Below are 22,290 nucleotides of genomic sequence, written 5' to 3' on the forward strand. Positions count from 1 at the left end.
GGTTTTGATGAACCAGCTGACTTATCTCCAGGGCTATCCGGAGCATTTACTTTCCCAGGTTCGTGACCTGATTGCCGCGGGAAAGCTCGGTACGGTGCTGGAGAAACGCTACCCGGGCACGCATGATTTCGCGACTGACAAAGCCCTCTGGCAGTATACGCAGGATCTGAAAAACCAGTATCTTAAGAGCGCCCCGCCGATCAACAAGGTGATGTACGACAATAAGATCCACGTGCTGAAAAACGCGCTCGGCCTGCATACCGCCATCTCCCGCGTACAGGGCGGCAAGCTGAAGGCCAAAGCGGAGATCCGCGTCGCGACCGTCTTTCGCAATGCGCCGGAAGCCTTTCTGCGGATGATCGTGGTGCACGAGCTGGCGCACCTGAAAGAGAAAGAGCACGACAAAGCGTTCTACTCACTGTGCTGCCATATGGAGCCGCAGTACCACCAGCTGGAGTTTGATACCCGTTTGTGGCTGACGCATTTATCGTTAAAGAGTAATGCGCAGTAGCGCACGCGAAATGTCATGATGACGTGCTACAGTGGCTTTAGGTTCCCTGCTACGGAGTACGTAAACGTTTATGATACGTTTCGCAGTCATCGGTACGAACTGGATCACGCGCCAGTTCGTCGACGCCGCCCACGAAACCGGCAAATATAAGCTCACCGCAGTCTATTCCCGCAGCCTTGAGCAGGCGCAGAGTTTTGCGAATGACTATCTGGTTGAACATCTGTTCACCTCGCTCGATGAGATGGCGCAAAGCGACGCCATTGACGCGGTCTATATCGCCAGCCCGAATTCTCTGCACTTCCCGCAAACGAAGCTGTTCCTCAGCCACAAAAAGCATGTGATCTGCGAGAAGCCGCTCGCCTCGAATATTGAGGAAGTGGAAGCCGCCATTGCGCTTGCCCGCGAAAACCAGGTGGTACTGTTTGAAGCGTTCAAAACCGCCAGTCTGCCGAACTTCCTGCTGTTGCAGCAATCGCTGCCGAAAATTGGCAAAGTGCGTAAAGCCTTTATCAACTACTGCCAGTATTCCTCGCGCTACCAGCGCTACCTGGACGGCGAAAACCCGAACACCTTTAACCCGGCCTTCTCGAATGGCTCGATTATGGATATCGGTTTTTACTGCCTGGCCTCTGCGGTCGCCCTGTGGGGTGAACCGCACGGCGTAACCGCCACCGCCAGCCTGCTGGAAAGCGGCGTGGATGCACACGGCGTTGTGGTGCTGGACTACGGTGATTTTAGCGTGACGTTGCAGCACTCGAAGGTCAGTGACTCCGTACTGCCAAGCGAAATTCAGGGCGAAGACGGCTCGCTGGTGATCGAAAAAATCTCCGAATGTCAGAAGCTAAGCATCGTTCCCCGCGGCGGCAAAGCGCAGGAGCTGACGCAGCCTCAGCATATTAACACTATGCTCTATGAGGCAGAGGTCTTCGCCCGTCTGGTAGAAGACAACGAAGTGAACCACCCGGGGCTGGCGATCAGCCGCACCACGGCGAAGCTGCAAACGGAGATCCGCCGACAGACTGGCGTGATCTTCCCCGCAGACGGCGTGAATGTGGAAGCCGTCGCGTAAAACTGTGTAATGAAATCGTGCAGACCATTGACGAAACCGATGGTCTGACATAATTTGTTACCTGCAAAGGGGAGTAACTTCTTCGCCGGTGGATCGTCATTACGATGCGTGCAAAACCGCATCCGGTCGCCGGGCAACCTTCGTGGTTGTAAGTGAGACCTTGCCGGAAGGCGAGGTCTATGCATAAAAAGCTAACGGCTATCGTCTTCTGACCATGGCCGTTTTTGTTTTTTATGTGTAAGGAAAATAGTATGCATTCTGTCGGCACTCCAATGCTGTGGGGCGGATTCGCGGTTGTCGTGCTCATCATGCTGGCAATCGACCTCTTTTTGCAGGGTCGTCGCGGCGAGCACGGCATGAGCGTCAAGCAAGCCGCCGTCTGGTCGCTGGTATGGGTTACCCTCTCACTCCTCTTCTGCGCCGCCTTCTGGTGGTATCTGGCCTCAACCGAAGGCCGCGCGGTGGCCGATCCTCAGGCACTCGCCTTCCTCACCGGCTATCTGATTGAAAAAGCGCTGGCGGTTGATAACGTCTTCGTCTGGCTGATGCTGTTCAGCTACTTCGCCGTGCCTGCGGCTCTGCAACGCCGCGTGCTGGTGTACGGCGTGCTGGGCGCTATTGTCCTGCGTACCATCATGATCTTCGCCGGTAGCTGGCTAATTACCCAGTTCGAATGGCTGCTGTATGTATTTGGCGCGTTCCTGCTGTTCACCGGGGTAAAAATGGCGCTGGCGAAAGAAGACGATACCGGGATCGGTGATAAGCCGCTGGTGAAGTGGATCCGGGGTCATCTGCGCATGACGGACAAGATCGAGAGCGAGCATTTCTTCGTGCGTAAGAACGGCCTGCTGTTCGCCACCCCGCTGCTGCTGGTGCTGATTCTGGTCGAACTGAGCGACGTGATTTTCGCGGTGGACAGTATCCCGGCTATCTTTGCGGTCACTACCGACCCGTTCATCGTGCTGACTTCTAACCTGTTCGCCATCCTCGGCCTGCGTGCGATGTACTTCCTGCTGGCGGGTGCGGCAGAGCGCTTCTCAATGCTGAAGTACGGTCTGTCGGTGATTCTGGTGTTTATCGGTATCAAGATGCTGATCGTCGATTTCTACCATATTCCGATCGCCATTTCGCTCGGCGTGGTGTTTGGCATTCTGCTGGTGACGCTGATTATCAATACCTGGGTTAACCGCCAGCACGATAAGAAGCAGCAGGCTTAGTGCAACGTTCGGTGCGGGCTGATGCCCTCACCCCAACCCTCTCCCACAGGGAGAGGGGGAAATGCAATGTAGGCCGGGTAAGCGCAGCGCCACCCGGCACTTTCGTTAACCAATAGTTAAAAAACATGACACAACACGTAAAATCCAGCATTTTACGCTTCCGCCTTTCGCTGCTTTCCCTGATACTCAACCAGGCAAACAAATACTTACATCCGGACACAAATGTGACTTAGAGCACATCCAGGATGGAACGCAATTTCACTCAGGAATAACGTATGAGCACACAATCACGCGGTCTGTTCGCGCGCCTGGCGCAGGGCAGTCTTGTAAAACAAATTCTGGTCGGGTTGGTACTGGGTATTCTGCTGGCGATGGTGTCAAAACCTGCCGCGGAGGCCACGGGGCTGCTCGGCACCCTTTTCGTTGGCGCACTGAAGGCCGTCGCCCCGGTACTGGTGCTGATGCTGGTGATGGCGTCGATTGCCAACCACCAGCACGGACAAAAAACCAACATTCGCCCTATTCTGTTCCTGTATCTGCTGGGAACCTTCTCTGCTGCCTTAACGGCCGTGGTGTTTAGCTTCCTGTTCCCGTCCACGCTGCACCTGACCAGCGCGGCCGGTGATATCACCCCGCCGTCCGGGATTGTGGAAGTGCTTCGCGGTCTGCTGATGAGCATGGTCTCTAACCCCGTCACCGCGCTGACGAACGCGAACTACATCGGCATCCTGGTCTGGGCGATCGGTCTGGGCTTCGCGCTGCGTCATGGTAACGAGACCACGAAAAACCTGGTGAACGATATGTCCAACGCTGTCACCTTTATGGTGAAGCTGGTGATTCGCTTTGCGCCAGTCGGTATTTTCGGCCTGGTCTCCTCCACGCTGGCAACCACCGGTTTCGATGCACTGTGGGGCTACGCGCAGCTGCTGGTCGTCCTGGTCGGCTGTATGCTGCTGGTGGCGCTGGTGATCAACCCGCTGCTGGTGTTCTGGCAGATCCGCCGCAACCCGTATCCGCTGGTGCTGACCTGCCTGCGTGAAAGCGGCGTGTATGCCTTCTTCACCCGCAGCTCGGCGGCAAACATTCCGGTCAACATGGCGCTGGCGGAGAAGCTGAATCTGGATCGCGATACCTATTCGGTGTCGATTCCTCTGGGTGCAACCGTGAACATGGCAGGTGCGGCGATCACCATCACCGTGCTGACGCTGGCGGCGGTGCATACGCTGGGCATTCCGGTGGATCTGCCGACCGCGCTGCTGCTGAGCGTCGTTGCATCACTGTGTGCCTGTGGCGCCTCCGGTGTGGCGGGCGGCTCGCTGCTGCTGATCCCGCTGGCCTGTAACATGTTCGGTATTCCGAACGAGATTGCCATGCAGGTTGTCGCGGTCGGCTTCATTATCGGCGTATTGCAGGATTCCTGCGAAACCGCGCTGAACTCCTCTACCGACGTGCTGTTTACCGCAGCGGCCTGTCAGGCAGAAGACGCACGTTTAGCGAAGAACGCGCTGCGCAGTTAAAAAGAAAAGCCCGGTGGCGGCTACGCCTTACCGGGCCTACAGGGTAAATGCAAAACGGCAACCCTGAGGTTGCCGTTTTTAGTGTTTGCACCCTCTCCTGTGGGAGAGGGCCGGGGTGAGGGCACCAGCCCGCACCCGACTTATAGCGTCACACCACTCTTAAAGATCGCCAGCTCGCGGAAGTCGTTCTTCTCGTTGCAGGTCTGCCTGCCGCTGGCAAATTCCACAATCGTGTCCACGAATTCGCTCAGCAGCTGCGGCATCGCTTTGCCGTGAATCAGCTGGCCGGCATCAAAGTCGATCCAGTGTTTTTTCTTCGCCGCCAGCTCGCTGTTAGTGGCGATTTTCACCGTTGGCACAAATCCGCCGTACGGCGTGCCGCGCCCGGTACTGAACAGCACCATGTGACAGCCCGCTCCCGCCAGCGCACTGGTGGCGACCGCATCGTTGCCCGGTGCGCTCAGCAGGTTCAAACCGTGCGTTTTCAGCCGTTCACCGTAGCGCAGCACGTCCACTACCTGGCTGGCGCCCGCTTTCTGGGTGCAGCCCAGGGATTTCTCTTCCAGCGTGGTGATCCCGCCCGCCTTGTTACCCGGCGACGGGTTCTCATAAATCGGCTGGTTATGGGCGATGAAGTACTGTTTGAAATCGTTGACCATGGTGACGGTCTTCTCAAAGGTCTCTTCGTCGCGGCAGTGGCTCATCAGAATGCGCTCTGCGCCGAACATCTCCGGCACTTCGGTCAGCACCGTGGTGCCACCGTTGGCAATCACGTAATCTGAGAAGCGGCCCAGCATCGGGTTAGCGGTAATGCCGGAAAGCCCGTCAGATCCGCCGCACTCCAGGCCAAACTTCAGTTCACTCAGCTTGCCCGGCTCGCGCTTGTCGTGACGCATCACCTCATACAGCTGGTGCAGCTGTTCAACGCCCGCTTCCACTTCGTCGTCCTGGTGCTGACACACCATAAAGTGCACGCGCTCAGGATCGAACTCGCCCAGCGTGTCGCGGAAGGCGTCGACCTGATTGTTTTCACAGCCGAGGCCAATCACCAGCACCGCCCCCGCGTTCGGGTGACGCACCATATTTTGCAGCATGGTGCGGGTATTGATGTGGTCGTCGCCCAGCTGGGAACAACCGTAGGTATGGCTGAACAGATGCACGCCGTCGGTGCCTTCAGCATTGTTGGTCTCTTTCAGGAAACGCGTCTGAATTTGACGCGCGATCCCGTTCACGCAGCCGACGGTCGGGAGGATCCACAGTTCATTGCGGATCCCCACCTCCCCGCTGGCGCGGCGGTAGATCTGCACCTCACGATCGGCCGCCTGTCCTTCTTCTGCCTGGAAGTCAGGTTGATAGCTGTACTCGTCCAGATCGCTGAGATTGGTGCGGGTATTGTGGGAATGAATGTATTCACCCGGCGCAATATCCGCCAGCGCATGACCGATGGGCAAACCGTACTTCACCACGTTCTCCCCTTTCGCGATGGGGATCAGGGCAAACTTATGTCCACGTCCAATGGCCTGGCGTAACGTCACCGACTGGTTGTCGAAGGTCACTTCCGTCCCTTCGGCTAAATCGGCCAGCGCGACGGCAACGTTATCCAGCGAATGGATTTTGATGTATTGCATATCAACCTCAAACGGCCTTAGTTCAGTTCAATGGCGAAGTAGTCACGCGCATTGTTAAAGCAGATGTTTCTCACCATTTCGCCCAGCAGCTGGATATCCGCTGGCGCTTCGCCCGCGTGCACCCAGCGGCCAATCATCTGGCACAGAATGCGGCGGAAATATTCATGGCGGGTATAGGAGAGGAAACTGCGGCTGTCGGTCAGCATGCCAACGAAGCGGCTCAGCAGGCCGAGCTGCGCCAGCTGCGTCATCTGACGCTCCATGCCGTCTTTCTGATCGTTAAACCACCAGCCGGAACCGAACTGCATCTTGCCCGGCATCCCCTCGCCCTGGAAGTTGCCGATCATAGTGCCCAGCACTTCGTTATCGCGCGGGTTCAGGCAGTACAGAATGGTTTTTGGCAGCAGGTTTTGCTCGTTCTGTTTGCTCAGCAGTTTTGACAGCTCTTCCGCCATCGGACGGTCGTTGATGGAGTCAAAGCCTACGTCCGCGCCCAGCAGTTTGAACTGACGCTGGTTGTTATTACGCAGCGCGCCGATGTGATACTGCTGAACCCAGCCGCGACGGGCATATTCCGCACCGAGGAACACCAGCACCGCGGTTTTAAACTGCGCCACTTCGTGCTCGCTCAGGGCTTCGCCGGAGAGACGACGCGCCAGAATACTGTCCAGCTCAGCTTCACTGGATTCCGCGAACAGCACTACGTCCAGCGCGTGGTCAGACACTTTACAGCCGTGTGCGGCAAAGTGATCCAGACGTTTGGTCAGCGCGGTTTGCAGATCGCCAAAGCGACGAATGTCGGTATCCGAAACTTCCGCCAGCTTCGCCATGTAGTCGTTAAAGGTCGGCAGCTCGATGTTGAAGGCTTTATCCGGGCGCCAGCTTGGCAGCACTTTGATGTCAAACGTGCTGTCCTTGGCGACAACAGCGTGGTGCTCCAGAGAGTCGACCGGATCGTCGGTGGTGCCCACCATCTTCACGTTCATCTGCTGCATGATGCCGCGCGCCGAGAAGCTATCCTGCGCCAGCAGTTCGTTGCACTGATCCCAGATTTCATCCGCCGTGGCGGGAGAGAGCAGCTTGCCGGTGATACCAAACGGACGACGCAGTTCGAGGTGCGTCCAGTGGTATAACGGGTTACCGATGGTGTGAGGAACGGTAGCGGCCCAGGCGTCAAACTTCTCGCGATCGGTCGCGTCGCCGGTACACAGGCGCTCGGCCACGCCGTTGGTGCGCATTGCGCGCCACTTATAGTGGTCACCCTTCAGCCAGATATCATACAGGTTTTTGAAACGGTAATTTTCGGCAACCTGCTGCGGCGGTAAATGGCAGTGGTAGTCGAAAATCGGCTGGTCTTTTGCGTAGTCGTGGTACAGGCGGCGAGCAAATTCGGTATCTAGCAGAAAATCGTCGGTCATAAACGGTGTCATTATCGTCTTCCTCATTACGGGAGCGTCAGAAAGCTTATGTTCAGATGCTGCAAAGTTATCACACCAATTTCCAGAGTCCGACGTTTTTTTCGTGAGTTAGATCAATAAACGTCGACAAATAAATTACCCTCAAAGGGGTAAACCCTCTCGCAGACCGCGCCAGTTCTGGCTTTGCGCGCGCCGCATAATGTCCCTACAAAGATTCACACTTTTGTGATGTCACTCACCTTTTAAAGTTGTATGACAAGTTATCTTTTCGCCGTCGCAAACTATAAGCCGACGGAATGCATTACCGGTGTTTGAGACATCGGATTTAACGGTACGGAAGCCGACTTAGCACGATTACTTATGGCAAGGTTCGGGCCGTTCCGGGACAGGTTCCCGGTTACGCCCCTCCCGTTACAGAACAACTCCCGGCAACGGTTGAGTTGTTGCCGTGTCCCGACACGGAAATAACATAACGATGAGGTTTTACATGCGTAAAATTAAAGGGTTACGTTGGTACATGATCGCACTGGTGACGCTCGGCACCGTGCTGGGCTACCTGACACGTAACACCGTGGCAGCAGCGGCGCCAACGTTGATGGAAGAGTTACATATCTCCACGCAGCAATACTCTTACATCATTGCGGCTTACTCTGCCGCTTACACCGTAATGCAGCCTGTTGCAGGTTATGTTCTTGATATTCTGGGTACAAAAATTGGTTATGCCTTCTTCGCTGTAGCCTGGGCCGTCTTCTGTGGGGCGACCGCGCTGGCCGGCAGCTGGGGCGGACTGGCGCTGGCGCGTGGTGCGGTAGGTGCTGCCGAAGCAGCGATGATCCCCGCGGGTCTGAAAGCCAGCTCTGAATGGTTCCCGGCAAAAGAGCGTTCAATCGCTGTCGGTTACTTCAACGTAGGCTCCTCCATCGGGGCGATGATTGCTCCGCCACTGGTGGTGTGGGCGATTGTGATGCACAGCTGGCAGATGGCGTTCATCATCTCCGGTGTGCTGAGCTTTGCCTGGGCCATGGCGTGGCTGATCTTCTATAAACACCCGCGCGACCAGAAAAAGCTGTCTGACGAAGAACGTGACTACATTATTAATGGTCAGGAATCCCAGCATCAGACTGACAACGGCAAAAAGATGTCCGTCTGGCAGATCCTGGGCACCCGTCAGTTCTGGGGTATCGCTCTGCCACGCTTCCTGGCAGAACCGGCCTGGGGTACGTTTAACGCCTGGATCCCGCTGTTCATGTTTAAAGTTTACGGCTTTAACCTGAAAGAGATCGCGATGTTCGCCTGGATGCCAATGCTGTTTGCAGACCTGGGCTGTATCGTCGGCGGCTACCTGCCACCGCTGTTCCAGCGCTGGTTTGGCGTGAACCTGATTGTGTCCCGTAAGATGGTGGTCACCATGGGCGCCCTGCTGATGATCGGCCCGGGCATGATCGGCCTGTTCACCAGCCCTTACGTGGCTATCGCCCTGCTGTGTATCGGGGGCTTTGCTCACCAGTCTCTTTCCGGTGCGCTTATTACGCTCTCGTCCGACGTGTTTGGTCGTAACGAAGTCGCTACCGCCAACGGCCTGACCGGTATGGCCGCCTGGACCGCAAGTACACTGTTTGCGCTGGTGGTCGGCGCGCTGGCAGATACGATTGGTTTCAGCCCGCTGTTCGCGGTACTGGCTATCTTCGACCTGATGGGTGCGGTGGTTATCTGGACGGTGCTGAAGAGCAAATCCGCCGATGAACTGGCGAAAGAGTCCCTTGGGGGACCGGCGACGCAGAGTTAGCGTTGTTGTGCCGGGTGGCGGCTCCGCCTTACCCGGCCTACAAAACCCAATAAAATCGTAGGCCGGGTAAGCGCAGCGCCACCCGGCAAAATCTTCTCAAAAGCCGCCTACGGGCGGCTTTTTTCATGGTGAAATCTGGAGAGTGGCACGCAAAAGTGGTATAACAAATCATTCGCCGTACCCTGCCTGGAGCGCATATGGAAATCACCGAATCACGTCGTTTATATCAACAACTTGCCGCCGAGCTGAAAGATCGCATCGAGCAAGGGGTCTATCTTGTCGGTGATAAACTTCCCGCTGAGCGTTTCATTGCGGATGAAAAAAGCGTCAGCCGTACGGTGGTCCGCGAAGCCATCATCATGCTGGAAGTGGAAGGGTATGTTGAGGTACGCAAAGGTTCCGGCATTCATGTGATTTCCAGCCAGGCGAAACACTCCCCCACCCCGGACGAAAGTCTGGAGTTTGCCAGCTACGGTCCGTTTGAGCTTCTCCAGGCTCGCCAGCTGATTGAAAGCAACATTGCGGAATTTGCTGCGACGCAGGTGACCAAACAGGACATCATGAAGCTGATGGAAATCCAGGATCATGCGCGTAAAGAAAAATGTTTCCGCGATTCCGAATGGGACCTGCAATTCCACGTCCAGGTCGCCCTTGCGACTCAGAATACGGCGCTGGCGGCAATCGTTGAAAAAATGTGGACTCAGCGCGTTCACAACCCGTACTGGAAGAAATTACACGATCACATTGATTCCCGCACGGTAGACAACTGGTGTGACGACCACGACCAGATTCTTAAGGCTCTGATTCGTAAAGATCCGCATGCGGCGAAACTGGCAATGTGGCAGCACCTGGAGAACACCAAACAGATGCTGTTTAATGAAACAAGTGATGACTTTGAATTTAACGCTGACCGCTATCTTTTTGCCGATAATCCGGTCGTTCACCTCGATACCGCGACCAATCTCGCAAAATAACGCCCCGAACTGCTGGCAGGCGCACCGCCGCGCCTTCCGGCCAGACAGGGTAAGAAAACCTCTATAGTGTCAGCCTTTGTAAAATTTCTCGCTCCCCTCCGTGGCTTACGCCAAAATCGTGTTTCCCCTCAAATTCTGTGACGCAGAACGTCGGGCTTTGTTACAATTGGATTCACTTCGTTATTTTGTAAGTTAGTGCTTGCTAACCAGCCAATTAACAGGGAACAGTGTTGGCCACACATCAATGTGTCCGCGAGCGACCATAATGAAATCATAACAATGTCGCCGTGCTGTTTTCCCGAATGACAGGCGTGACGTTAACCGATTTCCAGGAACACTGAATGGAACTTTTGACCCAACTACTGAACGCCCTCTGGGCTCAGGATTTCGAAACGCTGGCCAACCCGTCCATGATTGGCATGCTCTACTTTGTGTTATTTATGATCCTGTTCCTTGAGAACGGTCTGCTGCCTGCTGCCTTTTTACCCGGCGACAGCCTGCTGGTGCTGGTCGGGGTGCTCTGTGCAAAAGGGGCGATGGCTTTCCCGCAAACGGTCCTGCTTTTGACCATTGCCGCCAGCCTGGGCTGCTGGGTGAGTTACATTCAGGGGCGATGGCTGGGTAACACGCGAATCGTTCAGAACTGGCTTTCGCACCTTCCGGCCCATTACCACCAGCGAGCGCACCACCTTTTCCATAAGCATGGGCTTTCCGCCTTACTGATCGGCCGCTTTATCGCATTCGTACGCACCCTGCTGCCCACCATTGCGGGCCTGTCCGGCCTGAGCAGCACGCGCTTCCAGTTCTTTAACTGGATGAGCGGCTTGCTGTGGGTTCTGATCCTGACCACGCTCGGCTACGCGCTGGGCAAAACGCCGGTCTTTATGAAATATGAAGACCAGCTGATGTCTTGCCTGATGCTGCTGCCCGTCGTTCTGCTGGTGTTTGGCCTGGTCGGGTCCCTGGTCGTACTGTGGAAGAAGAAATACGGAGCCAGGGGTTAACGATGGTTATCTCCCCGCTCGCGCTGCGCCGCTTCTCTTACGCTATCGTCGCGCTGATGATGTTCAGCGCTCTTATCCTGCTGTGGTCTGCGCTACAGCATCAGGAGTCGACGCTGGCTATCCGTCCTGTGAGCCAGGGAACCAGCGTGCCGGATGGTTTTTCCATCTGGCATCATCTGGACGCAAACGGGATCCGCTTTAAGAGCATCACGCCGCAAGACGATGTGCTGCTGATAAAATTTGACTCCAGTGCGCAAAGCGCCGCGGCGAAAGCCGTGCTGGACCGCACGCTGCCGCAGGGTTACATCATTGCGCAACAGGATGATGACAGCCACGTAGCCTCCTGGATGTCACGGTTACGCGACACGTCGCATCGATTTGGTTAACGACTAAGATTCCGAATATTTTCACCTACTTTGGTGAAACTCCCGTTTACTTACTATGCTTAAGTACGCGGAGCACCCCTCAGATGTTCTCCGCATAGTTCTGGAACACGGCTTACGCCGTAACACAATGGAAGGTTTCTATAATGAAATACCGCATCACTCTGGCTCTGGCCCTTTTTTCTTTAAGCACAGCTTCCTTCGCTATGTCTCTTTGTCAGGAGAAAGAACAGGATATCCAACGCGAAATCAGTTATGCCGAAAAGCATAACAATCAGCACCGGATCGACGGGCTGAAAAAAGCGTTGAGCGAAGTGAAAGACAACTGTACGGACAGCAAGCTGCGTGCCGATCATCAGGAAAAAATCGCTGAACAGAAGGACGAGATAGCCGAGCGCCGTCAAGACCTACAGGAAGCGAAAGAGAAAGGTGATGCGGAAAAAATTGCCAAGCGCGAGAGGAAGTTGCAAGAGGCGCAGGACGAACTGAAAGCGCTGGAAGCTCGCGATTATTGAGTTAACGGAAATCTCAACAGGAGAGAATCATGTCAAAAGATACAACTTCAGAAAATCTGCGCGCTGAACTGAAATCCCTGGCGGACACCCTGGAAGAGGTGCTGAACTCTTCTGCGGATAAATCGAAAGAAGAAGTAAGTAAACTGCGCAGCAAAGCGGAGCAGGCACTGAAAGAGAGCCGTTACCGTCTGGGCGAAACCGGTGATGCGCTGGCGAAACAAACCCGCGAAGCGGCAGCGCGCGCAGACGAATATGTACGTGATAATCCATGGACGGGTGTAGGTATTGGCGCCGCAGTGGGTGTGGTGCTGGGTGTCCTGCTGACGCGTCGTTGATTATGGAAGATCCACGTCACGCACAAGGGCCTGCTAAAAACGTCCTCGGCATCGGCCAGCGTATTCTTACGACGCTGGTCGGGATTGCCGAAACGCGCGTCCGGCTTGCGGTAGTGGAGCTGGAAGAGGAGAAAGCCAACCTCTTCCAGATGCTGCTCATGCTTGGGCTTACGATGCTCTTTGCCGCGTTTGGTCTGATGAGCCTGATGGTGTTAATCATCTGGGCTATCGATCCACAGTATCGTCTGAACGCGATGATTGCGACTACCGTGGTTCTGCTGGTGGCGGCGCTGATAGGCGGTATCTGGACCCTGCATAAAGCGCGCACGTCGACCTTCCTGCGCCATACGCGCCAGGAGCTGGCCAACGACCGCGCCCTGCTGGAGGATGATAAGTCGTGAGCGACAAAGCCGAACGTCAAAAGCGGAAAGCGTATCTGTTGAGCCAAATCCAGCAGCAGCGGCTGGATTTGTCTGCCAGCCGTCGAGACTGGGTTGAAGCCACGCATCGGTTTGACCGCGGCTGGAACACGGTCCTGAGCCTGCGCTCATGGGCGCTGGTCGGCAGCAGCGTGATGGCGATCTGGTCGGTTCGGCATCCTAACATGCTGATCCGCTGGGCACGCCGCGGCTTTGGCGCCTGGAGCGCCTGGCGTCTGGTGAAAACCACGCTGCGACAACAGCAGTTGCGCTAGCCTTCTTGCCGGGTGACGCTGCGCTTACCCGGCCTACGATTGCGTGTAGGCCGGGTAAGGCGTAGCCGCCACCCGGCAAAATCCCCTCCCTTACTCAATATCTTTGAAGAAGATTAACAGTTTTCCTTGCTAACATTTGCCATCCGCCCCGTTTACACTCCTCTCCATCGACAGCAAAGACGCGGTATCTACCCGAATTTGCAAGCAAATAACGTTTAGCCGCTGATGTGGTTTCCTGGAGAGTAAAATGAAAAAATTAGAAGATGTTGGTGTACTGGTAGCGCGTATTCTGATGCCTGTTCTGTTCATCACCGCAGGCTGGGGCAAAATTACCGGCTATGCGGGCACTCAGCAGTATATGGAAGCGATGGGCGTGCCGGGGTTCCTGCTGCCACTGACCATTCTGCTTGAGTTCGGCGGCGGCCTGGCAGTGCTGTTCGGTTTCCTGACCCGCACTACGGCGCTGTTCACCGCAGGCTTTACCCTGCTGACCGCGTTCATCTTCCACAGCAACTTTGCGGAAGGCGTGAACTCCCTGATGTTCATGAAAAACCTGACCATCGCGGGCGGCTTCCTACTGCTGGCTATCACGGGTCCGGGCGCCTACAGCATCGACCGTCTTCTGAATAAGAAGTGGTAAGCAGGCTATACTGATTACATTCAAAGCGAGGAGACATCTCCTCGCTTTTGCTATCTGACGGAGGAGTAAAAAATGGGACAACTCGTAGACGGCGTCTGGCAGGATGTCTGGTATGACACCAAATCCACCGGTGGACGCTTTAAGCGCTCTGTTTCGGCCTTCCGTAACTGGCTGACCGCCGACGGCGCACCCGGCCCGAGTGGCGAAGGGGGCTTTGCGGCGGAAAAAGATCGTTATCATCTGTATGTTTCTCTCGCCTGTCCGTGGGCGCACCGCACGCTGATTGTGCGCAAACTTAAAGGTCTCGAATCGTTAATTCCGGTTTCGGTGGTCAACCCGCTGATGCTGGAAAACGGCTGGACGTTCGACAGTGGCTTCCCGGCCGCGACGGGTGATGAGCTTTATCATCACGATTTCCTGTATCAGCTCTATCTGCGCGCCGATCCGCACTACACCGGACGCGTAACGGTGCCTGTGCTGTGGGACAAGAAAAACCAGACGATCGTCAGCAATGAATCCGCTGAAATCATTCGCATGTTCAATACCGCGTTTGACGCGCACGGTGCCCGCGCCGGGGATTACTACCCGGTTGAGCTGCGCGAGAAAATTGACGAGCTGAACGGCTGGATCTACGACAACGTTAACAACGGCGTCTACAAAGCGGGCTTTGCCACCAGTCAGGAAGCGTACGACGAAGCGGTCGGCAACGTGTTTGGATCCCTGGAGCGCCTGGAGCAGATCCTCGGCCAGCATCGTTATTTAGCGGGCGATCGCCTCACCGAAGCAGACATCCGCCTGTGGACGACGCTGATCCGCTTTGATCCGGTATATGTCACCCACTTCAAGTGCGACAAGCATCGCATCAGTGATTACCTGAACCTGCACGGTTTCCTGCGCGACATCTATCAGATGCCGGGGATTGCGGAGACGGTCAATTTTGACCATATTCGCACCCACTATTTCCGCAGTCATAAGACCATCAACCCAACGGGCATTATCTCCATTGGCCCGTGGCAGGACCTGGATGAACCGCACGGGCGCGACGTGCGTTTCGGATAATTATTTAGGGAATCAATTGATTCCCTTTTTTAATTCACAGCATACATCTATCCTTACCTCGATCGCTTAGAAAACAAGTGATTGACTGATTAAGAGGCAAGGAAAAATGGACTGGTATTTAAAAGTACTGCGCAACTACGTTGGATTTGGTGGCCGTGCCCGCCGTAAAGAGTACTGGATGTTCGTTCTGGTGAACTTCGTCCTGATTATGGTGCTGGGCATTGTGGACAAGATCCTCGGCTGGGAACGCGAGGGGGGTGAAGGCATTCTCACCACCATTTATGGTGTGTTAGTTCTGCTGCCATCATGGGCCGTACTGTTTCGTCGTCTCCACGACACCGATCGTTCGGCGTGGTGGCTGCTGTTGCTGTTGATCCCGCTTATCGGCTGGATCGTGATTTTGATTTTCAACTGTCAGAGCGGAACGCCGGGCGAAAACCGCTTTGGTCCGGATCCTAAAGCAAGCGCGTAAATTCTGCCCGGTGGCGCATACGCTTACCGGGCCTACGCTTATTTGTTGTGGTGGGCAAAGAGCTTGGGAATTTCACGCAAACACCACGATTTGGCTTCGCCCATGCTGTCGCGACGCCACGCCATAATGATATCCACTTCGCTGGTGTATTCCGGGCTGACGACGCGCAGCCGCCCTTCTGCAATGTCCTTTTCGACAAACGGATACGGCATAGTCGCCACGCCCAGCCCCGCCAGGAGCGCCTGTCGCTTATCTTCCAGCGACGTTACCGTCAGTCGCGGCTGTTTATCCAGCAACTGTACCGTTAACACCGGGCGCTCTCGGGCGGTATCCGCGACCGCCACACCGCGGTATTTCACGCGCGTGACCTCAGAGAGCGGCTCCGGCTCCTGATGGATAGGGTGATCCGGGGCGGCGACGTAGACGTTCATCACGCTGTACAGTTTGCGCGAATTGATTTCTGACGATGAGCGGAAATGCATGTCCGGCGCAATCACGATATCCGCCCTGCCCGTCTCAAGACGCTCCCACGCCCCGGCCAGCACCTCAGTGATGATCGACAGCTGGGTATTGGCTTTCGCGGCCAGTCTGTCCACCAGCGGGAACAGCGCCTCGGTGGGCACCAGCGCTTCGGTCACCAGCGTCAGATGGGTTTCCCAGCCGCGGGCCAGCGCTTCGGCATCCGTCGTCAGCTTATCCGCCGCTTCCAGCAATACGCGGCCGCGCTCCAGCAGCATCCGCCCAACGTTGGTGAATTTTGTTCGATGACCGGAACGGTCAAAGAGCACAACATCCAGCTCCTCTTCCAGCTTTTGCATGGTATAGCTCAGGGCAGACGGAACGCGCCCCAGTTCATCTGCCGCCGCGGCAAAACTGCCGCGCCTGTCAATCGCGTCCATGACGCGAAGCGCCTCAAGCGTCAATGCTCTCTCTTTAGCCATCTCGTTCTCATTCAGGAAATTTGAACATACCAGGCAGAATATCTGGCTAACAATGCAGCGTCCATACCTTTACCATTGATTTAGTGTAAAGAGAGGTCAAGTTTATGATTACGACAAGAACAGCGAAACAGTGCGGACAAGCCGATTTCGGTTGGTTGCAGGCCCGCTACACCTTTTCCTTTGGACACTACTTTGACCCTAAACTCCTCGGTTACGCTTCACTGCGCGTATTGAATCAGGAAGTGCTCGCCCCGGGCGCGTCCTTCCAGCCGCGCACGTACCCTAAAGTCGATATCCTGAACCTGATCCTGGAAGGCGAGGCAGAATACCGCGATAGCGAGGGCAATCATGTCCAGGCAAAGGCTGGCGAGGCGCTGTTAATTTCCACGCAGCCAGGTATTAGCTACAGCGAGCATAACCTCAGCAAAGATAAAACGCTGACCCGCATGCAGCTGTGGCTGGATGCCTGTCCGGAGCGGGAAAATCCGCTGGTGCAAAAAATCGATCTGAAGGGCGGTAAACAGCAGCTGATTGCCTCGCCAGACGGCAGCAAAGGCAGCTTGCAGTTGCGCCAGCAGGTGTGGCTGCACCATATCGAACTGAAAAAAGGTGAACAGGCGAGCTTCCAGCTTCATGGCCCGCGTGCCTATTTGCAGTCCATTCACGGAACGGTGCATGCGGTCACGCATACGGAAGAGAAAGAAGCGCTCACCTGCGGTGACGGGGCGTTTATTCGTGACGAAGCGAATATCACTCTGGTTGCCGATACGCCGCTGCGCGCGCTGCTGATTGATTTGCCGGTTTAAGATCAACACGCCCCCTCGCTCGATCGGTTCCCTCTCCCTATGGGAGAGGGTTAGAGTCAGGGGTAACGGGTTGGATTAAATCACAACACCTTACTCGCCATAATTTCAATGATCTGCCGGTCCGTCGCCTGCATTGCGCGGCACGCCAGGGCGCACAGGTTAGAGATAGACTGTTCCACGTCGTGCGCCACAATCCCCTCGTTACCCGTCACGGCAGTATCATCCAGCGCCATCATCACGGCTTTCCAGGCGCTGGTAACGCTGGTCGAGACCTTCATTGCGCAGCTGTTAGAAGCCCCATCGCAGATCATCCCGCTCACGTCGCCGATCATACTGCCGATCGCCATGGCAATGGTCTGGTAAGAACCGCCCATCAGCCACGCCATCCCCGCCGCTGCCCCCATTCCGGCCGTTGTCGCCGCGCACAACGCGGACAAGCGCGGAAGCTGGTAGTGGATATAGATAGCCGACAGATGCGAGAGCATCAGCGCCCGCGCCAGCCGTTCGTCATCGGCCTGAACGTGCTCAGCCACCACCACTACCGGCATGGTGGCGGTGATGCCCTGATTCCCGGAACCCGAGTTGCTCATCGCCGGCAGCGTCGCGCCTCCCATGCGGGCATCCGAGGCTGCGCTGGTGCGGATAATAATGTCTGAACCCAGATCCTGCGCCATCCAGCCGCGTGCGCGCTGTTTATTGAGCGTCGCGCCAATATGCAGCCCCCAGTTGCCACGCAAACCTTCGCGGGAGAGCGCATCGTTCAGCCGCCCCGCATCGAGGATAAAGCGGATCGCGTCGAACGGCACCTGCTCTACAAACTCAAGGATCTGCGACAGCGTGGTGGTCGAGAGCACCGCCAGCGGATCGTCGTTGTTCTGGCTTTGACGATCGTCAAGCCTGAAGCGCGTTTCGCCCTGACAAACTACCTCCACCACGCGAGTGTGCCCGCCAGCGATGGTCACCATCGCCGAGGATTCACCGACGTAAACGCAGGCGCGTGAATAGAGGATCTCCTCGCACGGCTCCTGCAATTTCACCTGCACCAGACCTGCGTTCAGCAGTGCTTTGGCGCGCGTTAGCGCCTCGGCCGACGCGTCTTTCAACACCTCCAGCCCGGCGTGTGCATTACCGCCTGTCGCCCCCAGCGCGGCCGCGATGGGTAAACCGACCATACCGGTGCCGGGCACCGTTACGCCAAGCCCGTTTTTCATCAGGTTCGGCGATACCCACGCCTCGATACGCGTCACCTCACCGTCAAGCTGTCCGGCAGCCATCGCGCACGCCAGCGCCAGCGAGACGGGTTCGGTACAGCCCAGCGCAGGCTTTACCTCTTCCTGCACAGCGCGAATAAAATGGTTCCATAAAGGATTAATTTGCTCAGACATCGTTACGACCTTATTTAACCTCATGAGAAGGCGAGGAAAGGAGAAACACAAAGCAGCAGCCCGGTAATCACAATAATCACCAGCGATACGCCTTTATATTTATGAAGTGCGGGCACTTTGTAGACCAGCCACGCCGGAATTAAGCAGCCCACCATCCCGAAAATAGGGCTACAGATGGAGGTGAAGCTCAGCACCGGCGCGTTTAACACAATCGCGCTCCAGGCCAGCAGGATAGCGAACAGCATAATCCCGCGCTGGACGGTGCTTTCATTGATTTTCTCCGCCGGCATTTTGCGGCGCAGGATGTTCATCACGATGCCCTGCGTCGCCTCACGAAAGCCGAGATAGACGCCAAAGAACGCGGTCATCACGGCAAAAATGTTGAGGATCACGCTGACGATTTTGACCCAGCCCGCACCGTCACCGCTGATGAACTGTGCTGCGATTGCCAGGGCGGAAATATTCTGCTCGTAGGCTTTTACCGCCTCGTCGTGCCCCATCGCCAGCGTAAAGGAGACCGCGTAGAAAAAGACCGTCACAAACAGCACGCCAAAAGCGATATTCATTGCCCGCAGCGCTTTATGACGCGCCACCTCAACGGATTTTTCCCGTGAACGATAGGAAATCACCATCGGGCTTAATGTCTGAATAAACAGAATGGAGGTTAAGGTGAAAGGCAGCGTAATAATGGCGTTTTTAATCAGCAGGCCCATCGGCGGCAGCATACCGACGTTGGCTAAATGCCAGAGGCCAATCATCGAAAGCCCCAGCGCCGCCACCACAAATAATTTGGTCAGCACCATCAGGCTGGAGACTTTAAACAGCAGTTTTTCACCGCGCGACGAAATGGCGACCAGAATGCAGATCAGGAATAAGCCGTAGAACGGATTTTCCGACAGCAAACCGTCGGTTACGCCGAAGGTGTGTAGGTAGGATGCGCTGTCGTTGGTGATAGCCGTGGAATAGACAAACATCCAGATCACCAGCATCACGAAATAAAGCGCACCCAATAAGATGCCCCAGTTTTTACCTAAATAACCGCTAATGACGCTCGGGTAATCTTTGCATTCCGGTGATTCCGCCAGCGTATTAATAAACAGGCGCTGGAACAGGTACATAGCCGGATAACCAATTATCGACGAGAGTAAAAACACCCACAGCCCCATTAACCCGACCTGCACAGGAAGAAAAACGATGCCCGCGCCGATAGCCATCCCGATACTCATGATGACCCAGCCCGTATCGGTGCTGTCGAATTTGATCGCCTCTCGCCATTCGCTTTCGCTCATTCCCGCCCGCCTTGCCGCAGGGGAATCACTCACAATCACACTGCTGTTTGTTGCCATATTCATTGGGCACTCGCTTATTTTGTAGGGTAACTGGTTGTTTTTATAAGGTTCCGATCGCCAGCGATTGCGAGTCAGAGGGTGCAGGTGTGAGTTATTGATATGGGAAGATCATATCCGGAGCGCGGGAGAAAAAAGTCACAACTTTTATGGGGATTTTCTAAAACGAGAGAATAATATTAATTCAGGATAGCAGAAAGGAGAGTAAGTTTTCTAAAATTGACGGCGTTCACAAAATTAAAAGCCTCCCCATTTGAGGAGGCTGAAGATGAAGCCTGTATTACATCGCCTGCGTAAACGTCCTCGAAATCACGTCCTGCTGCTGCTCGCGCGTCAGGGCGTTAAACCGCACCGCATAACCTGAAACGCGGATCGTCAGGTTCGGATAGTTCTCCGGATGGGCGACGGCATCCAGCAGCATCTCCCGGTTCATCACGTTGACGTTCAGGTGTTGCCCGCCCTCAATGGTCGCTTCGTGGTGGAAGTATCCGTCCAGCAGCCCGACAAGGTTGGTTTTGCGCACTGGCTCGTCCTTGCCCAGTGCCTGCGGCACGATGGAGAAGGTGTAGGAGATCCCGTCTTTGGCATAGGTGAACGGCAGCTTGGCGACCGAGGTTAACGACGCCACCGCCCCTTTTCTGTCGCGCCCGTGCATCGGGTTGGCGCCAGGCGCAAACGGCGTGCCGCCGCGACGTCCGTCCGGCGTGTTGCCGGTCTTCTGCCCGTAAACCACGTTGGAGGTGATGGTCAGGATCGACTGCGTCGGTACCGCGTTGCGGTACGTCGGCAGCGCCTGGATTTTCTTCATAAAGCGCTCAACCAGATCGCAGGCGATACTGTCCACGCGATCGTCGTTGTTGCCGTACTGCGGATAGTCGCCTTCGATGACGAAATCGACCGCCAGACCGGTGTGGTCGCGCACCGGTTTTACCGTGGCGTATTTGATGGCCGACAGGGAATCCGCCGCCACCGACAGCCCGGCAATGCCGCAGGCCATGGTGCGGTAGACGTCCCGGTCGTGCAGCGCCATCAGCGAGGCTTCGTAGCTGTATTTATCATGCATATAGTGAATGAGATTCAGCGCGCTGATGTACTGCACCGCCAGCCAGTCCATGAAGTGATCGAGGCTCGCCATTACGGTGTCGTAATCCAGTACCTCATCCAGCAGCGGCTCGGTTTTCGGCCCCACCTGGATCTTCAGCTTCTCATCCACCCCGCCGTTGATTGCATACAGCAGCGTTTTCGCCAGGTTGGCGCGTGCGCCGAAGAACTGCATCTGCTTGCCGATCACCATCGGGCTGACGCAGCAGGCAATGGCGTAGTCGTCGCTGTTGAAGTCGGCGCGCATCAGATCGTCGTTCTCGTATTGCAGCGAGGAGGTGACGATCGACACCTGCGCGGCGTATTTCTTGAACGCGATCGGCAGTTGTTCGGACCAGAGGATCGTCAGGTTTGGCTCCGGCGCAGGCCCCATGGTGTGCAAGGTATGCAGGTAGCGGAAGCTGTTTTTGGTCACCAGCGTACGGCCATCCAGCCCCATGCCGCCAATCACTTCCGTGGCCCAGATCGGATCGCCGGAGAAGAGCGTGTCGAACTCCGGCGTGCGCAGGAAGCGTACCATGCGGATCTTCATGATGAAGTGGTCGATCAGCTCCTGGGCCTGCACCTCATTCAGCCTTCCTGCCTGCATGTCGCGTTCAATGTAGATATCGAGGAACGAGGCCGTGCGCCCCAGTGACATCGCCCCGCCGTTCTGGGATTTCACTGCGGCAAGGTAGGCAAAGTAGACCCACTGCACCGCTTCCTGCGCATTCATCGCCGGACGTGAAATATCAAAGCCATAGTTCGCCGCCATCTGCTGGATCTGGAGCAACGCACGTTTATGCTCCGCCAGCTCCTCGCGCAGGCGGATCGTGGCCTCCAGATCTTCTCCGCGCTCCAGTTTCCCCTGGAGATCGGCGAACTGAAGTTCACGCTCGCGCACCAGATAACTGATGCCGTACAGCGCCACGCGGCGGTAGTCGCCGATGATGCGTCCGCGCCCGTAGCCGTCCGGCAGACCGGTCAGCACGCCCGATTTGCGGCAGCGCATCATCTCCGGGGAGTAAACGTCAAACACGCCCTGGTTGTGGGTTTTGCGCAGGTCTGTGAAGAGATATTCAAACTGCGGATCCATCTCGCGACCGTAGGCTTCGAACGAGCTGCGGATCATGTTGATCCCGCCGTACGGATGCAGGGCGCGCTTGAGCGGCTTGTCGGTTTGCAGGCCAACGATCGTCTCCAGCTCCTGATCAATATAGCCCGGCCCGTGCGCGGTAATAGTAGTGGCGATGTTGGTGTCAAAATCCACCGGGGCGTGAGTAGCATTCTCCTGACGAATGCCGACCATCACCTTCTGCCACAGCGCCGTCGTTGCTGGCGTCGCCTGCGCGAGGAAAGCTTCATCGCCTTCATAAGGGGTGTAGTTATGCTGAATAAAATCGCGCACGTTAATGGCGTTTTTCCATTCTTCACCGCGAAACCCGGCCCATGCGTCGCTGTAAGGCGCGACGCCCGTATCGATTGTTACTTTCATCAGATTCTCGCTTTA

22 protein-coding genes are annotated in these 22,290 nt (G+C 56.0%); 16 read left to right on the top strand and 6 right to left on the bottom strand.

The genetic code is table 11. The features are described from left to right. Positions 1-7: 7 nt before the first annotated feature. From SK50_RS21520 to sstT, 4 genes are all read left to right on the top strand, one after another. On the top strand, positions 8-511 hold the full coding sequence (locus SK50_RS21520; RefSeq protein ID WP_045344031.1) for a M48 family metallopeptidase: 504 nt from the start codon (positions 8-10) through the stop codon (positions 509-511). A 70-nt stretch (positions 512-581) separates the two neighbouring features. Next, positions 582-1,580: a Gfo/Idh/MocA family protein gene (locus SK50_RS21525; RefSeq protein WP_003862623.1), complete on the top strand. Its 999-nt coding sequence runs from the start codon at positions 582-584 to the stop codon at positions 1,578-1,580. Positions 1,581-1,831: 251 nt separating this feature from the next. Beyond that, positions 1,832-2,797, top strand: coding sequence for a TerC family protein (locus SK50_RS21530; protein WP_017382424.1), 966 nt, complete (start codon positions 1,832-1,834; stop codon positions 2,795-2,797). Positions 2,798-3,072: 275 nt separating this feature from the next. Then, on the top strand, positions 3,073-4,314 hold the full coding sequence (sstT, locus tag SK50_RS21535; protein WP_045344032.1) for a serine/threonine transporter SstT: 1,242 nt from the start codon (positions 3,073-3,075) through the stop codon (positions 4,312-4,314). 140 nt (positions 4,315-4,454) lie between these two features. Here the strand turns inward: sstT and SK50_RS21540 are convergent, their stop codons facing one another. Both SK50_RS21540 and uxaC read right to left on the bottom strand, forming a co-directional pair. After that, positions 4,455-5,942, bottom strand: coding sequence for a UxaA family hydrolase (locus SK50_RS21540; RefSeq protein ID WP_015571940.1), 1,488 nt, complete (start codon positions 5,940-5,942; stop codon positions 4,455-4,457). Positions 5,943-5,959: 17 nt separating this feature from the next. Further along, positions 5,960-7,372: a glucuronate isomerase gene (gene uxaC / locus SK50_RS21545; RefSeq protein WP_017382427.1), complete on the bottom strand. Its 1,413-nt coding sequence runs from the start codon at positions 7,370-7,372 to the stop codon at positions 5,960-5,962. 475 nt (positions 7,373-7,847) lie between these two features. Between uxaC and SK50_RS21550 the strand changes: the two genes are divergently transcribed. The 11 genes from SK50_RS21550 to SK50_RS21600 all read left to right on the top strand — a co-directional run bounded on the left by SK50_RS21550 (position 7,848) and on the right by SK50_RS21600 (position 15,222). Continuing rightward, positions 7,848-9,146 (top strand): MFS transporter, encoded by a 1,299-nt coding sequence (locus tag SK50_RS21550; RefSeq protein ID WP_015571942.1) that lies wholly within the window; start codon positions 7,848-7,850, stop codon positions 9,144-9,146. Between the two features lie 197 nt (positions 9,147-9,343). After that, positions 9,344-10,120: a transcriptional regulator ExuR gene (gene exuR / locus SK50_RS21555; protein ID WP_003862635.1), complete on the top strand. Its 777-nt coding sequence runs from the start codon at positions 9,344-9,346 to the stop codon at positions 10,118-10,120. 341 nt (positions 10,121-10,461) lie between these two features. Beyond that, complete coding sequence (gene yqjA / locus SK50_RS21560; RefSeq protein WP_003862638.1) at positions 10,462-11,124, top strand: DedA family general envelope maintenance protein YqjA; 663 nt, start codon at positions 10,462-10,464, stop codon at positions 11,122-11,124. Positions 11,125-11,126: 2 nt separating this feature from the next. Then, positions 11,127-11,510 (top strand): EnvZ/OmpR regulon moderator MzrA, encoded by a 384-nt coding sequence (gene mzrA / locus SK50_RS21565; protein ID WP_003862640.1) that lies wholly within the window; start codon positions 11,127-11,129, stop codon positions 11,508-11,510. 143 nt (positions 11,511-11,653) lie between these two features. Then, complete coding sequence (locus SK50_RS21570; RefSeq protein WP_017382428.1) at positions 11,654-12,022, top strand: DUF1090 domain-containing protein; 369 nt, start codon at positions 11,654-11,656, stop codon at positions 12,020-12,022. Between the two features lie 29 nt (positions 12,023-12,051). Continuing rightward, entirely contained in the window at positions 12,052-12,357 is a 306-nt protein-coding gene (locus tag SK50_RS21575; protein WP_003862645.1) for an ElaB/YgaM/YqjD family protein, read from the top strand. Positions 12,358-12,359: 2 nt separating this feature from the next. Next, complete coding sequence (locus tag SK50_RS21580; protein WP_003862647.1) at positions 12,360-12,758, top strand: phage holin family protein; 399 nt, start codon at positions 12,360-12,362, stop codon at positions 12,756-12,758. Then, complete coding sequence (locus SK50_RS21585) at positions 12,755-13,051, top strand: YqjK-like family protein (RefSeq protein ID WP_003862649.1); 297 nt, start codon at positions 12,755-12,757, stop codon at positions 13,049-13,051. Before SK50_RS21580 ends, SK50_RS21585 begins: the two co-directional genes overlap by 4 nt. Before the next feature lie 247 nt (positions 13,052-13,298). After that, a complete protein-coding gene (locus SK50_RS21590; protein ID WP_006812075.1) occupies positions 13,299-13,691 on the top strand; it encodes a DoxX family protein in 393 nt (130 codons plus the stop codon). 72 nt (positions 13,692-13,763) lie between these two features. Continuing rightward, the gene (locus SK50_RS21595) at positions 13,764-14,750 is read left to right on the top strand and encodes a glutathione S-transferase family protein (protein ID WP_017382429.1); all 987 of its coding nucleotides are present in this window, start codon (positions 13,764-13,766) and stop codon (positions 14,748-14,750) included. A gap of 106 nt (positions 14,751-14,856) precedes the next feature. Continuing rightward, positions 14,857-15,222 (top strand): DUF805 domain-containing protein, encoded by a 366-nt coding sequence (locus SK50_RS21600; protein ID WP_015571946.1) that lies wholly within the window; start codon positions 14,857-14,859, stop codon positions 15,220-15,222. Positions 15,223-15,260: 38 nt separating this feature from the next. On the opposite strand, the gene yhaJ is transcribed toward SK50_RS21600, so the two are convergent. Continuing rightward, positions 15,261-16,163, bottom strand: coding sequence for a DNA-binding transcriptional regulator YhaJ (gene yhaJ, locus SK50_RS21605; RefSeq protein WP_003862655.1), 903 nt, complete (start codon positions 16,161-16,163; stop codon positions 15,261-15,263). Between the two features lie 104 nt (positions 16,164-16,267). Between yhaJ and SK50_RS21610 the strand changes: the two genes are divergently transcribed. Next, positions 16,268-16,969: a pirin family protein gene (locus tag SK50_RS21610; protein ID WP_017382430.1), complete on the top strand. Its 702-nt coding sequence runs from the start codon at positions 16,268-16,270 to the stop codon at positions 16,967-16,969. 80 nt (positions 16,970-17,049) lie between these two features. On the opposite strand, the gene SK50_RS21615 is transcribed toward SK50_RS21610, so the two are convergent. From SK50_RS21615 to pflB, 3 genes are all read right to left on the bottom strand, one after another. Further along, on the bottom strand, positions 17,050-18,354 hold the full coding sequence (locus tag SK50_RS21615; RefSeq protein ID WP_017693943.1) for an L-cysteine desulfidase family protein: 1,305 nt from the start codon (positions 18,352-18,354) through the stop codon (positions 17,050-17,052). A 20-nt stretch (positions 18,355-18,374) separates the two neighbouring features. Then, on the bottom strand, positions 18,375-19,706 hold the full coding sequence (locus tag SK50_RS21620) for an SLC5/6 family protein (protein ID WP_017693942.1): 1,332 nt from the start codon (positions 19,704-19,706) through the stop codon (positions 18,375-18,377). A 274-nt stretch (positions 19,707-19,980) separates the two neighbouring features. Continuing rightward, on the bottom strand, positions 19,981-22,275 hold the full coding sequence (gene pflB, locus SK50_RS21625; protein ID WP_017693941.1) for a formate C-acetyltransferase: 2,295 nt from the start codon (positions 22,273-22,275) through the stop codon (positions 19,981-19,983). Positions 22,276-22,290: the final 15 nt, after the last annotated feature.

Origin of the sequence: Enterobacter sp. BWH64, from assembly GCF_001037645.1 — a bacterium.
Taxonomy (GTDB): domain Bacteria; phylum Pseudomonadota; class Gammaproteobacteria; order Enterobacterales; family Enterobacteriaceae; genus Enterobacter; species Enterobacter hormaechei_C.